15 protein-coding genes and 1 pseudogene are annotated in these 13,088 nt (G+C 40.9%); 8 read left to right on the top strand and 8 right to left on the bottom strand.

What is annotated here, in order from left to right:
* Window positions 1-146 precede the first annotated feature (146 nt).
* A complete protein-coding gene (locus NLX74_RS08915; protein ID WP_069289681.1) occupies window positions 147-686 on the top strand; it encodes a GNAT family N-acetyltransferase in 540 nt (179 codons plus the stop codon).
* 138 nt (window positions 687-824) lie between these two features.
* Here the strand turns inward: NLX74_RS08915 and tet are convergent, their stop codons facing one another.
* A complete protein-coding gene (gene tet, locus NLX74_RS08910) occupies window positions 825-2,201 on the bottom strand; it encodes a Tet(L)/Tet(K)/Tet(45) family tetracycline efflux MFS transporter (protein ID WP_254328477.1) in 1,377 nt (458 codons plus the stop codon).
* 735 nt (window positions 2,202-2,936) lie between these two features.
* On the opposite strand from tet, the gene NLX74_RS25625 reads away from it, so the two are divergent.
* A complete protein-coding gene (locus tag NLX74_RS25625; protein WP_268820031.1) occupies window positions 2,937-3,059 on the top strand; it encodes a hypothetical protein in 123 nt (40 codons plus the stop codon).
* 352 nt (window positions 3,060-3,411) lie between these two features.
* Complete coding sequence (locus tag NLX74_RS08905) at window positions 3,412-3,744, top strand: hypothetical protein (protein ID WP_254328476.1); 333 nt, start codon at window positions 3,412-3,414, stop codon at window positions 3,742-3,744.
* Here NLX74_RS08905 and NLX74_RS08900 read toward each other — a convergent pair.
* Window positions 3,741-4,190, bottom strand: coding sequence for a hypothetical protein (locus NLX74_RS08900; protein ID WP_254328475.1), 450 nt, complete (start codon window positions 4,188-4,190; stop codon window positions 3,741-3,743). The two genes, NLX74_RS08905 and NLX74_RS08900, sit on opposite strands and share 4 nt — an antisense overlap.
* 351 nt (window positions 4,191-4,541) lie before the next feature.
* Between NLX74_RS08900 and NLX74_RS08895 the strand changes: the two genes are divergently transcribed.
* Window positions 4,542-5,030, top strand: a complete 489-nt coding sequence (locus NLX74_RS08895) for a PLAT/LH2 domain-containing protein (RefSeq protein ID WP_235309658.1) — start codon at window positions 4,542-4,544, stop codon at window positions 5,028-5,030.
* 115 nt (window positions 5,031-5,145) lie between these two features.
* On the top strand, window positions 5,146-5,325 hold the full coding sequence (locus tag NLX74_RS08890) for a transposase (RefSeq protein ID WP_235309657.1): 180 nt from the start codon (window positions 5,146-5,148) through the stop codon (window positions 5,323-5,325).
* Between the two features lie 629 nt (window positions 5,326-5,954).
* Here NLX74_RS08890 and NLX74_RS08885 read toward each other — a convergent pair.
* Window positions 5,955-6,752 (bottom strand): BclA C-terminal domain-containing protein, encoded by a 798-nt coding sequence (locus NLX74_RS08885; RefSeq protein WP_254328474.1) that lies wholly within the window; start codon window positions 6,750-6,752, stop codon window positions 5,955-5,957.
* A gap of 241 nt (window positions 6,753-6,993) precedes the next feature.
* Here NLX74_RS08885 and NLX74_RS08880 point away from each other — a divergent pair, with 241 nt between their 5' ends.
* Entirely contained in the window at window positions 6,994-7,428 is a 435-nt protein-coding gene (locus tag NLX74_RS08880; RefSeq protein ID WP_254328473.1) for a hypothetical protein, read from the top strand.
* A gap of 117 nt (window positions 7,429-7,545) precedes the next feature.
* Window positions 7,546-7,767: a DUF6199 family natural product biosynthesis protein gene (locus NLX74_RS08875; protein WP_043882525.1), complete on the top strand. Its 222-nt coding sequence runs from the start codon at window positions 7,546-7,548 to the stop codon at window positions 7,765-7,767.
* Window positions 7,768-7,978: 211 nt separating this feature from the next.
* On the opposite strand, the gene NLX74_RS08870 is transcribed toward NLX74_RS08875, so the two are convergent.
* Window positions 7,979-8,167, bottom strand: a complete 189-nt coding sequence (locus NLX74_RS08870; RefSeq protein WP_322160099.1) for a hypothetical protein — start codon at window positions 8,165-8,167, stop codon at window positions 7,979-7,981.
* Window positions 8,168-8,199: 32 nt separating this feature from the next.
* Here NLX74_RS08870 and NLX74_RS25620 point away from each other — a divergent pair.
* A pseudogene (locus NLX74_RS25620) lies at window positions 8,200-8,363 on the top strand (site-specific integrase); the annotation flags it as partial.
* Between the two features lie 115 nt (window positions 8,364-8,478).
* Here the strand turns inward: NLX74_RS25620 and glnA are convergent.
* The 4 genes from glnA to hflX all read right to left on the bottom strand — a co-directional run bounded on the left by glnA (window position 8,479) and on the right by hflX (window position 13,072).
* A complete protein-coding gene (gene glnA / locus NLX74_RS08865; protein ID WP_013310575.1) occupies window positions 8,479-9,807 on the bottom strand; it encodes a type I glutamate--ammonia ligase in 1,329 nt (442 codons plus the stop codon).
* A gap of 116 nt (window positions 9,808-9,923) precedes the next feature.
* Window positions 9,924-10,337, bottom strand: a complete 414-nt coding sequence (locus tag NLX74_RS08860) for a MerR family transcriptional regulator (protein WP_007430683.1) — start codon at window positions 10,335-10,337, stop codon at window positions 9,924-9,926.
* Window positions 10,338-10,420: 83 nt separating this feature from the next.
* The gene (locus NLX74_RS08855; RefSeq protein ID WP_013310576.1) at window positions 10,421-11,674 is read right to left on the bottom strand and encodes a methionine gamma-lyase family protein; all 1,254 of its coding nucleotides are present in this window, start codon (window positions 11,672-11,674) and stop codon (window positions 10,421-10,423) included.
* 111 nt (window positions 11,675-11,785) lie between these two features.
* Window positions 11,786-13,072, bottom strand: coding sequence for a GTPase HflX (hflX, locus tag NLX74_RS08850; RefSeq protein ID WP_254328471.1), 1,287 nt, complete (start codon window positions 13,070-13,072; stop codon window positions 11,786-11,788).
* Window positions 13,073-13,088: the final 16 nt, after the last annotated feature.

Below are 13,088 nucleotides of genomic sequence, written 5' to 3'. Positions count from 1 at the left end.
GAAGCAAGCGGACGAGATCGTAGAATATCAGACATAGTTGAACAGTCGCTACAATTTTGCTCTTATTATAAATCTAACAGACAGGAAATGGTGGCTCTCTTTTAGAATAGTGTACGTAGAGAAATTAAACCAGGAGGAGACAAGCCATGATAATTAAAATGTCACTTTCGAATATGGGAGATTTTAAGAAGTCAAATGAGAATAACGGCTTTATTGTGTCAGGAAGGATTATACCTAAATACGAGAACGATAATTGGACATATATAGAAGAAAGTTTCCCCGAACCATATTTTAAACAGTATGAGGATGATGACGTTGACATCAGTTATATTGATGAACAAGGAAAATCTATTTTTTTATATTATGATGAGAACGACTGTGTTGGGCAAATTAAACTTTGTACTAATTGGAATGGCTATGCTCTAATTGAGGATATTGCCGTCGCTAAAGACTGGAGACACAAGGGAATCGGAGCAGCCTTATTGAGTAAAGCAACCGAGTGGGCTAAGCAGAATAACCTTGTTGGTCTTATGCTTGAAACACAGGATGTGAATGTTTTAGCTTGTCGATTCTATGCTAAAAATAACTTTGTAATCGGCGGAGTTGATACTATGCTATATTCTAACTTTTCCACAGCCCATGAAAAAGCAATTTTTTGGTATTATAAGTTTAAGCATTCAAATTAGCCTAAAATCAAACTGATCAGCAAACAAAGCTCTGCCAACCAATTAAGGTTAGCAGAGCTTTTGAATTATTTAGAGTATCCACTTACTTCAAACGTGAGGATGCGATCATTTTCAGCATGTAAACCTTTTCTGCTCTTATCAGGAATCTGAAACTGAACGTCTATATACAATAACAGTTAAAATCCCGCTAATTATAATGACCACTGTAAAAATCAATAACATATTGCTATATAAATAAGCAGATGGAAAATTAATGATTGGTATAAATTTTTGATGAATAAAACGTATTGATAATAAGCCTCCTACAACTGAAATCCCTGTTCCTTCTGATAAAAAGCTTATAAAATTAAGCAAGCTCATTCCTGCGCCAGCTTCTTCTTGTCTTAAACTACTTGAAACAATAGTGGATATTACTGTTTTAATAAAAGAAAGACCACCGAAAACAAAGACTAGAATAATAGACATCAGCCAAGGTGTCATTTCAATAAAGAAAGCAGCTATCAAAAAGCTGACGGCAAGAAATGCAACGCCGACTGCTAGCACATGTAAGGAACCTTTCTTATCAACAAGTGCTCCTCCAAGGAAACCAAAGAAAATAACACTCATCGTTCCAGGAAAAATAATTCCACTGCCAATCATTGCGGTACTTAAGTGATGAACGTCTTTCATCATATAAGGGACCATAGAAACAAATCCAGCTACGGTACCAAACATAAGTCCGCCACAAAAGATTCCTATCATAAATGCAGTATTTTTCCCCAATGAAGGATCAACAAAAGGATTGGTTACTTGTCTGATATGTTTTAAAAAGATCAAGAAAAAAAGAATACTTATCACCAGAAAAGAAATTCTGTAAGACGTTGTATACAACATAAACATTACAATGACTAGAGATATAAGCACGATTCCTGCAATGTCAAGTGAACCGTTTGATATGACTTCCTTTTTCAATAATTTTATCAGAAAGGGAACAGTGACAAACGTTAGAACAGGAAGAAGCAGTAAATGAGACCAATGAATATAATGAGCAATCATCCCACCAATAGCCGGTCCTATCCCTTCACCGATTGCTACGATAGACCCGATGAGGCCATATGCCTTGCCCCTGTTTTCTTTTGGGATATAGCGAGCAACTACGACCATCACAAGTGAAGGAAATGCAGCTGCACCAATCCCTTGTATAAATCGCCCCAAGATAAGTGTTGGAAAAAAAGTATGTCCCATAAATCCAATTAATGATCCTATGCAATTCACTATGATTCCAAACAGGAGCAACCTTTTAATACCTAACTGATCAGATAGCTTTCCGTATACAGCGGTTCCTATAGAAAAACTTAGCATAAAGGCAGTATTTACCCAATTTGTAACGGCTGGTGTTTTATTGAATTCATCAGCAATATCAGGTAAAGAGATATTAAGAACCATTTCATTTAACACACTAAAAAACGAAAGAACACAAAGCCACATTAAAATTTGGTTATGGTGTAAAACAGACTGTGAATAAGGGGTTTTCAATTTTGACCCTCCAGAAATGAGGGTTAACGTAGTTTATAGGGCCAATGATACGCTCCCTCTTTAAATTGCCCCCAATTATATTTATCACACTTCAAATAAAACGCCTTCCATACCTATTTTTTTCATTCTACCACCTTATCTAGAATGGGAAAAGATGTAATTATATATACAAATGCAACAATCCATGAATTACAATTTTAAACTTTTTTCAGATCCCCTTTAAAGTTAATGAAGTAAGTAACGATGTAGCAATATACATCCGATCTTTTCCATCCATTTATTTTAAATATAAGAAACAAACCACTCCAGAAATAAAATACATTCAAGACATGAGTGCAGCCCCCTGATGTGTTATAAGCAAATTATATTCCGAGTACAAAAAATAAGCTCCATATCATTGGAGGTTTAATACAGCGCGTATTTCCATACGAGAAAATGTAATGATCTTTGGGTCACCATTCCAGCCCTCTATGATTACAATATAGAGCGTATATCGCTCTTGTTGTCCCCCTCTTCCAAAGCCAGCAGACGCGCCTTTATGTCCACTACACTGCTACCTGTTTTCAACTCCAGTTCCTTCATGTTGGGCCCACGTCATTGCTCAGTAGAATAACTGTAGAGTATTGGTAGTAGCGTTTTGATATCGGGTAACAAAGCGCTCAACTTCTTTGTTACCTGTCGTTTTCCGTATACTATACAGATCAGAACAAGGAACGATAAAAGAGGATACAGCTATTGCGCAACAATAGCGGATTAGACGGTTGCCCAAGTGATACTGAACTTTTTCAGAAGCTTACGATGGTGTACGTGAAGCCATGGAAAGAATATGGGGGCGATATTCCTGAGCCAGTAGGATAAGACAAGAACTAGCAGTAAACTTAATGTGTGTATTCCTAAAAGCCTGTGTCGTCCAATGTCAAAAAGGGCTGCCGCAAATGTTTCCTTGAACCAGCATTGTCTTTAAAAACTTGAGCAAATGAGAAATTTACAATAAAATCCGGAGTTCACACTCCGTTAGCCCAGCCTAAACAGACGTATCCCAGCTAGTACCAGCCTCAAACAGCAGGTCATTCACCAGATTGGTGCCAAGATGCCAAAGGCTGAGGATAGCTGCCACTTCCGTAAAACAGTTTCCAATTAAGCGTACAATCGCAGCATGTTAGATACATTTAAACTAATCAGGAAATTATCCAAGTAGGGGGAAATAACCATGTCATTTGAAGGTTATAGAGAAGACAAACGAGGACATTGGTTTGACTGGCCATTCCCCTTGTCGGTATCAATACTGTATGTAGATGCTGATGTAGACGTAGATGTAGATGAAACAGAAACGAAATGGTACCTCATTGTCGAAGAAGAAAAACATTTGATCCGAATTAGAGATGAAAAGCAAATTGAGCTGCTTCATCACTGTATGTATGGAATCTTGTTAAATGACGAGAAGATCAACTGGATTATTGATAAAAATGGCGGTAGATTTACCTATCACGACAGTGTGCAAGATTTCATCAAATTCCAGAAAGAATACCTGGATATATTCTAAAAGCCGTGAACAGTTAAAAGCTCTGCCGACCAATTAAGGTTAGTAGAGCTTTTAGCTGATCCTGCTTTAGTCCACTCTTTTGATTCTAATTGAATCCATCCATATACTTTTGAATCGGAGTTGATCTTTTGTTTTATCAGAGAAAGGTTCTCATAACTACTGGAACCGTAAAGACTCCCTATTTTTGGAGCAATTTTTACTGATAACGTATTTTCTATACTCGGTGTATTTTCATCACTTGTCCAGACCAACCGATTATAATAATTAGCATTAAAAAGATTTTCCAAACCATTAATTGAAAATTTCACTCTTTTCACTGTATCAGATACATCTGTATATGCCGTGTCATCTTTAAATATTACTGATTGTGATAAAACTATTTCTTGATTTGAAAAATTTTTGTAAGTGTCAAGCGTTACAGTTGCTGCATCTGCAGAAGCTGACAACGGAGCAATAACTCCTCTCCTTCTTTTAATCTTCGTCAATAAACATACAGCTTAATGACTGTCAAAGTAAGGGGAGCTTTGTCTGACATGAAAAATACACATTTGATTAGCGTGGTTCATGCTGATCGCCTCGAATTAAGCTATTCTGGCTAAATCACAAAAAAACCTTCTATAAATAAATATTCATACCATTCCGTGATTCATTAAAAATAAGAATATTCGACACATAAATATGAAATACAACAAACAAAGACAAGGAAAAAAGTTTTCTTCACAACCAAAGAACTATGTACAAACATATTACACATGTATAACATTAAATACAAATACTAGAAAGGTGGTAACTAATTAATGAAAAAAGTATCTTTATTAGCATCAGCAATGCTCATATCATCTGTAGCTTTCGCAGCACCTTCTTTCGCGGATCAGGTCACAAGCGACACTTATAGCTCATTACAAGACTCTAATAGAAGCATAGAGTCTGTTACACCTTTTGCTAATGTTGAATATGTTGTTACCGTAAACACAGGCAGTATTGCGGATTCAGGTACAGACTCAAATATTTCTATAACTCTGTATGGTTCTAATGGCGACTATGTTACCGCCGCACTCACTGGCAGCTTTGAAAAAGGAGATTCTGATACTACAAGAATCAGTACCAGCAACCTTGGTGACATCAGAAAAGTTACCATTAGGACTGATGGATCTGGAAATAAATCAGGTTGGAGACTCGCTAATATCAAAGTAACCGGGAACGGAAAGACTTTCTCATTTGCAGGCCCTGACCGTTGGCTTGGTGCCGGCGGAGAACCAGATTCCGAAACTCTCTTTCCATCATAAAAACAAGTACTTATACAATTCATACAAAAGACTCTATCAAGTGTGATAAGTTCCCCTCATAGTAGACAGAAAAGAGCAAGCCATCTAATCTGTCTATTATGGAGGGGATTTTTCTATGGGAGAAATAAGAAAAACTTACGATGTGAGCTTCAAGAATAAGACAGTAGATCTGTACCTCAAAAAGGGAATCGGATATAAAACCGTGGCACGAGAAATGGAGATTGACCCCTCGCTGGTTCGCCGATGGGTCAGGGGAGCATGCCGTTCAAAAGTATATCCATTTCTACAACCATGAACGCTTTCAAGAGAAACTAAACAACCTGACTCCTTCTCAGGCTACTTAATTATTGCTTTTTGATAGCTGTTTACTTTGCAGGGGTCACTTCATGTGAGGCCATCCAACTCCTAAATGCCCTCTTCGTCTACATTCTTGTATTCTTCCTCCGTCAGTCCTTCTACCAACACAAGGTTAAAGGCTTCCTTATGCAATGCTCAACTTTAGGCCAAACGACCTCGGCCCGTTCTTCTGTAGCTTCCATTTTTCGCGACTAATCAAAAAAGAAAATTTATATTGATTGCCGCTCATGAGTTGTCGTACCTGACGGATCAAAGCAATAGTTCCGATTTGTCACAACAAAAAGAAGGTGGGAGAAGTTTCCCGACCTTCTTAGCATTCATATTTCTATGTCTGAATAATATCATCTTTTTACAAAGTTATCCATTTCATTTTTGAAGATAGGCTTTGGAGTAGTGGTAGTGTTTAATGGATCTTATTACTGCCACTACGTTCTCTTGCCATGCTACACAATCCCCTCATAAATGCGTCTGCTTACTATGAGTGTAATTAGACAAACTGACGATGGAAATCGTACAGTCTTTTCTAAGGCGGCTACATATAATGTTCTATATATCATTAAGAATGGCTTAAACAGTCAACTTTAATATAGTAAGAGTGGTATTGGTAAAGTTATGAAGTTGGGCCGGGGTTGCATTTGCATTTACCAATTGAATAGTTGTAGGAACGACCCCTACAGTAATAATGACTTCTGCCGAAATTGGTCCGCCACCGTTACCCGTGAAGGGAACAGGGGTAACAGGGATTCCATTTACGGTAAGGTTAAAGTCAGCATTACCTTGGTTATGAATTGTAAAATCTATTAGATAGCTCCCCGTTTCGTTGATTGTTATCGTTGTAGATGGAGGAGTGAAAGTAAATGCACCACCAACATTAGCTAAAACTCCTGTAAAGGTAATTGGTGAGTTACCCGGAACTGTGTCAGTTCCCGTGCCAGGATCTGCTCGGAAAACACTTAAGAAGTCTGTTATCCCGGCGCCTGCAGGCCCTGCTGCCCCCGTTGCTCCTGCTGGTCCTACCGCCCCCGCTGGACCTGCTGGGCCTACCGCTCCTGCCGGCCCCACTGGTCCTGCTGGCCCTACTGCTCCTGCTGGTCCTACTGCTCCTGCTGGTCCTACTGCTCCTGCTGGTCCTGTTGGTCCGAGAATTCCTTGAAAACCTTGAAAACCTTGTAGCCCTTGCTGGCCTTGAGCGCCTGGAACTCCCTGTGGACCCGGCAGTCCCTGCGGTCCCTGAGGTCCTTGAGGTCCTTGAGGTCCTCGGATCCCTTTAACAATAACTTTCGGTAACACTTTGACTTTTTTAACTACACATCTTCTAAATTTTCTCCGATGCATATTCTTCTGCCAACAATAATGTCGAAACATAATTAATGGTCACCTCCAAAGTCTAGTCAAAGTAGCATATTGTGCAATTAACCAAAAAGATTGGGCTGTTGACTTCATTTCGGGAAAATAGGCATAGGTCTGACCCTATCGTGTTAGCATTATTACAGCTCATTCTTCTGAAGCTTAATATCTAGTTCAATCAACCGGTCCAAATCCTACACTGTCTGTATTTTTATATTTCCAGCTTGCAAATCCTTTACCCAAAAAGGGAGATGAGATAATGACTAGATTGTTAGATGCTCAAACATCACAAAACGCAAGTTACGGTAATACAATCTCTATTCCCTTGCCAGCCAATACACCCGTTGCCATTGCTGAGCTTGGCTTAGATGTAACGGGCGCAGGGGAAAACATGCGTGTACAATTATCCGGGATAGCTGAGCTTGCATTTCCTACCCCTCCACCATTTGACTCCGTTATTTCTTTTTCCATTGTTAGAGGCAATTTCGATTCGCTTGTTGCTTACGCCCTTTACTCTGTAAGTGTCTCCGAAGCAAACCCAAACGCTGTACAGGTCGTCACCATAAATGCTTCCGATTACAATATCCCTCTACCACCTTCAAATGAATTGGTGTATACCTTATATCTATTTTGCACAGCAGATGCTACCCGAATAGGAATAGAAAGTTTTAATGCTGTTGCCTACTCAGATTAAAATTGAACCATCACATGGAGGGCAAAGCCCTCTTATTTTCTTCTATCTGTCCTTGAGAGACGATACTTTCCATCTGTCGTTCTTTTTTGGTATAGTTTACTTAAAGGGGCTGATCAAATGGGATTCATGCTTATTTTTATTGCGATTATTTTTTTCTCGCTTGGTATTTTAAGTAAACGAAATCCCACTTGGGGATGGCGTGCAAACGAAGCCTGGAAGATCAAAGGTGACTCTGAACCGAGTGATGCTTACATTGATGACATGAAATTTAGAGGCTCTGTTTCGATACTCTTTGGGTTCTTCTTTTTAACATGTGGACTTTTAGTTATATTCCTGTAAATTCTACTATCTGTTTTCAATCCTCAAAATACCCTTATCCAAAAGACACTTGCTGTTTAGCTGAAGCTCCTAAAATATTATTTAGCATATTTTCAAAAACAGAAATCTGTCTCTTATCCATAGCTTCCAGCAATCGAACTTCCTTAATCTTAGACCGGCCTGCCGTTGTAATAAGTAGTAAAGATCATTTTCTCCCATTGTATTTACTCATCTAACCAGTCACCCTATAAGGAAGAACAATGCAGAAACTCGACTCGTCACTCTCGAGAGTGAATGGTTTAGAAGAGCCAGTATACCCGAGTGTAGTTACTTCGTTTTCTAAGACTTTCAAGACATCCAACACATATTTTGCATTCAACATTAGTTTAAAAATTTTCCCCTTGAAAGCGATTGGCGTTATGTTTTCTGTTCGGGCAAACGCATATATAGCATCATGCGCTATTGCTACTTGAAGCTAGGGCTACAATGAAGTATGTACAGGAGAGACTTGGACATAGTAGCATCCAAATAACAGCCAACGTTTATGCACACATCTCCAAAAAATAGAGATGAATAGCATGGAGAACTATGAGTCTGTTACTGAAAATTTATTCTGATAATAAAATTTTTGGGGGCAATTAGGGGGCAATTATAAAAAAACTTAATAATTTTTTTTACCTACCACAAATAAAAAAATCCCTCAACGCTTAGAGCGCCAAGGGATTTCCCATTTTAGTAAAGAGTCAGATATTGATCGCGTTCCCATTGATGTACTTGGGTGCGATACATATCCCATTCAATTTCCTTAAGCTCATAGAAGTAGGCCAGAGCATGGTCGCCCAGTGCGTCAGAGATAACTTCGCTCCGAATAAGCTCAGACAAAGCTTCTTTCAAGTCTGCTGGCAGACTTGGAATGCCTTCTTCAATCCGCTCTTCCTCAGACATCACGTAAATGTTACGATCAATCGGAGCTGGCAGAGCCAACTGACGTTTGATACCATCCAAACCTGCTCTCAGCATCACTGCCAAGGCCAAATAAGGATTCGCTGCCGGGTCAGGGTTACGAACTTCAACGCGAGTGCTCAGACCACGGGACGCAGGAATCCGAATCATTGGACTGCGATTGCTTGCAGACCAAGCCACATAACAAGGCGCTTCATAACCTGGTACGAGACGTTTGTAGGAATTTACCGTTGGATTCGTGATCGCTGCCATTGCACGTGCATGTTTAAGAATACCAGCCATATAATGGCGGGCCGTCTGGCTTAATCCGAGTTCGTCCGTTTCATCATAAAATACGTTTTCATTGTCCTTAAACAACGATTGATTGCAGTGCATACCGGAACCATTTACACCAAACAAAGGTTTTGGCATAAAGGTAGCATGCAAACCATGCTGACGAGCAATCGTCTTAACAACGAGCTTGAACGTTTGAATCTGGTCGGCAGCTTTAATCGCATCTGCATATTTAAAGTCAATTTCATGCTGACCAGGTGCAACTTCATGATGAGATGCTTCAATTTCGAAGCCCATCTCTTCAAGCTTGAGTACAATTTCACGACGGCAGTTTTCACCCAGATCCATCGGAGCCAGGTCAAAATACCCGCCTTGGTCATTCAGTTCTGTAGTTGGCTCGCCTTTTTCATCCGTTTTGAACAAGAAGAATTCAGGCTCTGGTCCGACATTCATCGAAGTGTATCCCAACTCTTCTGCTTCCTTAAGTACACGTTTCAAGATGCCCCGCGGGTCACCTGCAAACGGAACTCCATCCGGCTTGTAAATATCGCAGATCAAACGAGCTACACGATCCGAGGTTACCCAAGGGAATACCACCCAAGTGTCCAAATCCGGATATAAATACATATCAGATTCTTCAATACGCACATAACCTTCTATGGAAGAACCGTCAAACATCATTTTATTATCCAATGCCTTTTCCAGTTGACTAACCGGAATTTCAACGTTCTTAATAGTGCCCAGCAAATCTGTAAATTGCAAACGAATAAAACGTACATTTTCTTCTTTCGCAATCCGAAGAATATCTTCTCTGCTATAACTCACTCTAACCTCTCCCTTTCTGCAACGACTATATACGAATCAGTTGTTCTATAAATACTTAAATGATGAGACCTGATTTTAAAGTAAGGCGACCTTGTACCAAGAGGTAGGTCAAAGCATTATCTCTTATTGAAAAACCGTGATAATTCGCCTTGGATTAGGGATACCTGTCCTGGTCTTTTGCCTGCAACAAGTTGTTGTTTCAGTAAGCGGTGAAGCTGAGTATCGGACATTTCACGGCGTTTGACTTCCGTATCTGCAGTAATAACCGTAGCTTCCTCCGATTCCTTGGTAACCGGATTCATGACTTGTTTAATTCCCGCAATGTTAACACCCTTCTCGATCAATGCCTTAATTTCAAGTAGACGCTCTACGTCATTAAAAGAAAAAAGACGTTGGTTTCCCGATGTACGGGCAGGAACTATCAAGTTATGCTGTTCATAATAACGAATCTGACGTGCTGACAAGTCCGTTAGCTTCATGACAATACCTATTGGAAATAAGGCCATATTTCTGCGAATTTCGTCGCCCATTTGTCATCAACCTTCCAGTGATCTATTATTCACCTTATTGTACATTTAGCTGATGCAAAGTGTCAATGACATGTTAGAAAAACTCACAATAATTTACGTTCTTTCATCGTTTGCAGAGCCATAAGCACTCCAAATTTAACATGAGAGTAGGTTAAGCCCCCTTGCATGTAACCAATATAAGGCTCACGAATCGGAGCATCTGCAGATAGTTCCAAACTTCCCCCTTGTATAAACGTACCTGCTGCCATGATAACTGGATGCTCATAACCCGGCATATCCCACGGCTCCGGCACCACATGGCTATCCACGGCAGCCGCACGCTGAATACCCTGTACAAAAGCAATTAGATGTTCTGGTCCGCTAAAAGAAATAGCCTGAATCAAATCCGTACGCTCTTCATGCCAGGCAGGTTTGGTCTCAAATCCCATCTCCTCAAAGACCGCAGCTGCGAATACACTCCCTTTAACCGCTTGCCCAACCAGTGTTGGAGCAAGGAATAGTCCCTGAAATATGCCTCGTGTAGTACCTAACATGGCACCTACTTCTCCACCGATTCCAGGTGCAGTTAATCGGTAGGATGCCAGTTCTACATACTTTTGTTTGCCGCAGATATATCCACCCGTTTCTGCAATGCCACCACCGGGATTTTTAATCAACGAACCTGCCATCAAATCGACACCGACCTGAGTAGGTTCCAACTTCTCGGTAAATTCACCATAGCAATTGTCAACAAAGACAATGACGTCAGGTTTTATTTCCTTCACACGTGCTGTCATTTCTTCAATATCTGCTACACTAAACGAAGCTCTCCAATCATAACCGCGTGAACGCTGAATACCGATCACTTTGGTATTGGCATGGATAGCAGCCTCCACCGCTTCCCAGTCCACTTTACCTTCCGCTGTCAGTGCGGTTTCTCCATAAGTAACTCCAAAATCTTGCAATGATCCTGTCCCGTCGCCGGGCTTACCAATCACTTTGTGCAGGGTATCATAAGGCCTCCCGGTAATGTATAACAGTTCATCCCCTGGACGCAGCACACCAAATAAAGCAGTGGCAATTGTATGAGTACCCGAGGCAAAATGCGGACGCACCAACGCTGCCTCCGCACCGAACACATCCGCATAGACTTCTTCCAGCACCTCACGTCCCCGGTCATTGTAAGCATATCCCGTAGAACCTGCAAAATGAAAATCACTCACTTGCTTCCGCTGGAATGCCTGAATTACCTTCCACTGATTTGAATCTACAATATGATCTATGTGCTGTATACGTTCTTGTATTTTATGTTCTGCCGTTTCCTGAATTTGCTGAATTTCTGGACTAAAAACTACCATTTACCTTCTTGACCCTCTCTCTTACGCAGCCTTAGGCTATTCATGTTATATTATTGTTCAGTTTTAACGATGAGCATTATCATTTTATTGACCCAAAAACATCATTACATGTTAACCTTCTGTGAACTCGCTGAGTGCATGACCATACTTTTCGTACTCGCCTCTTTGAATTTCAACCTCATAAATGACATCATTTCCATCATACTCTGTCAGCAGTACATCTCCGATTCGATAAAGCACCGAGGTTAAATCCCCACGTTCCGCAGGAATGCGGAATCTCAGCGTATCACCGCTCAGATGCTCTTGAATCAGTTCACGAATGCGCAGCAAATCGCCTTCATCAAAAGCGCTAATTTTCAAATAGCCCTCCCCAGAAGGAAGCATTTCCAGTTGCTCAGGGGTACAGGCATCTTTTTTGTTAAATAATACGATCTGAGGCTTGTCCGCAGCCCCTAGCTGTTGTAAGATCGTCTCTACAACTTTCATCTGTTCGTCTCGCATATCCGAAGACGCGTCTACGACATGCAAAATGAGATGAGCCTCATTCGCCTCCTCCAAAGTAGCACGGAAGGAAGCGACCAAATCATGAGGGAGATTTTGAATAAAACCGACCGTATCCGTAAGAATAACTTCTTTTCCACTCGGTAGCTCCATTGTTCTGGAGGTAGGATCCAGCGTCGCAAACAGTTGATTCTCAATATATACATCGGCTGCTGTCAGTTGCTTCAACAGCGTCGATTTGCCCGCATTGGTATAGCCAACAAGTGCAATCTGAACAATGCCGCTCTTTTGTCTGCGCTCCCTGTGCAAATACCGGTGGCGGGTCACTTCCTCCAGTTGGCGTTTCAGATCACTGATTCGATCACGAATATGACGGCGGTCTGTCTCCAGCTTGCTTTCACCAGGACCACGTGTCCCGATTCCACCACCGAGACGCGAGAGATTTTTTCCATGTCCAGACAAACGTGGGAGTAAATATGACAACTGCGCCAGTTCAACCTGAATAATACCTTCCCGTGTTTTTGCACGTTGTGCAAAAATGTCCAGAATCAATTGTGTCCGGTCAATAATTTTGAGATCCAGACTTTCTTCCAGATTGCGTACTTGGGCCCCCGAGAGCTCCTGATCAAAAATAGCTGTATTCGCTCCCAATTCTTCAGCAACTGCGCGCAGTTCCTCTACTTTTCCTTTGCCAATAAACCATTTTGAATCCTTAGCTTCCTTATTCTGTGTCAGGACGCTCAACACTTCAACTCCCGCTGTCTCAGCCAGTTTCACCAGCTCATCCAACGAGTATTCCGTATTGATGCCAGATCGTTTAACTTCATCCGTAATTAGACTAACCAGTACCGCCTTGTCCTGCATTTCGGTTTGTGTATCATGAGTGGAGTTCGCCATATTGTTTGCTCCTTTA

This window comes from Paenibacillus sp. MZ03-122A (assembly GCF_024213325.1).
Taxonomy (GTDB): domain Bacteria; phylum Bacillota; class Bacilli; order Paenibacillales; family Paenibacillaceae; genus Paenibacillus; species Paenibacillus polymyxa_B.
The sequence above is the reverse complement of the archived record's forward strand: the minus strand, read 5'-3'. Positions and strand labels throughout refer to the sequence as shown.

Coding starts and splice junctions, on each gene's coding strand:
- NLX74_RS08915 (WP_069289681.1), top strand. CDS start 147: ATGATAATTAAAATGTCACTTTCGAATATGGGAGATTTTAAGAAGTCA.
- NLX74_RS08905 (WP_254328476.1), top strand. CDS start 3,412: ATGTCATTTGAAGGTTATAGAGAAGACAAACGAGGACATTGGTTTGAC.
- NLX74_RS08895 (WP_235309658.1), top strand. CDS start 4,542: ATGAAAAAAGTATCTTTATTAGCATCAGCAATGCTCATATCATCTGTA.
- NLX74_RS08890 (WP_235309657.1), top strand. CDS start 5,146: ATGGGAGAAATAAGAAAAACTTACGATGTGAGCTTCAAGAATAAGACA.
- NLX74_RS08885 (WP_254328474.1), bottom strand. CDS start 6,752: ATGTTTCGACATTATTGTTGGCAGAAGAATATGCATCGGAGAAAATTT.
- NLX74_RS08880 (WP_254328473.1), top strand. CDS start 6,994: ATGACTAGATTGTTAGATGCTCAAACATCACAAAACGCAAGTTACGGT.
- NLX74_RS08875 (WP_043882525.1), top strand. CDS start 7,546: ATGGGATTCATGCTTATTTTTATTGCGATTATTTTTTTCTCGCTTGGT.
- NLX74_RS08860 (WP_007430683.1), bottom strand. CDS start 10,337: ATGGGCGACGAAATTCGCAGAAATATGGCCTTATTTCCAATAGGTATT.
- NLX74_RS08855 (WP_013310576.1), bottom strand. CDS start 11,674: ATGGTAGTTTTTAGTCCAGAAATTCAGCAAATTCAGGAAACGGCAGAA.
- hflX (WP_254328471.1), bottom strand. CDS start 13,072: ATGGCGAACTCCACTCATGATACACAAACCGAAATGCAGGACAAGGCG.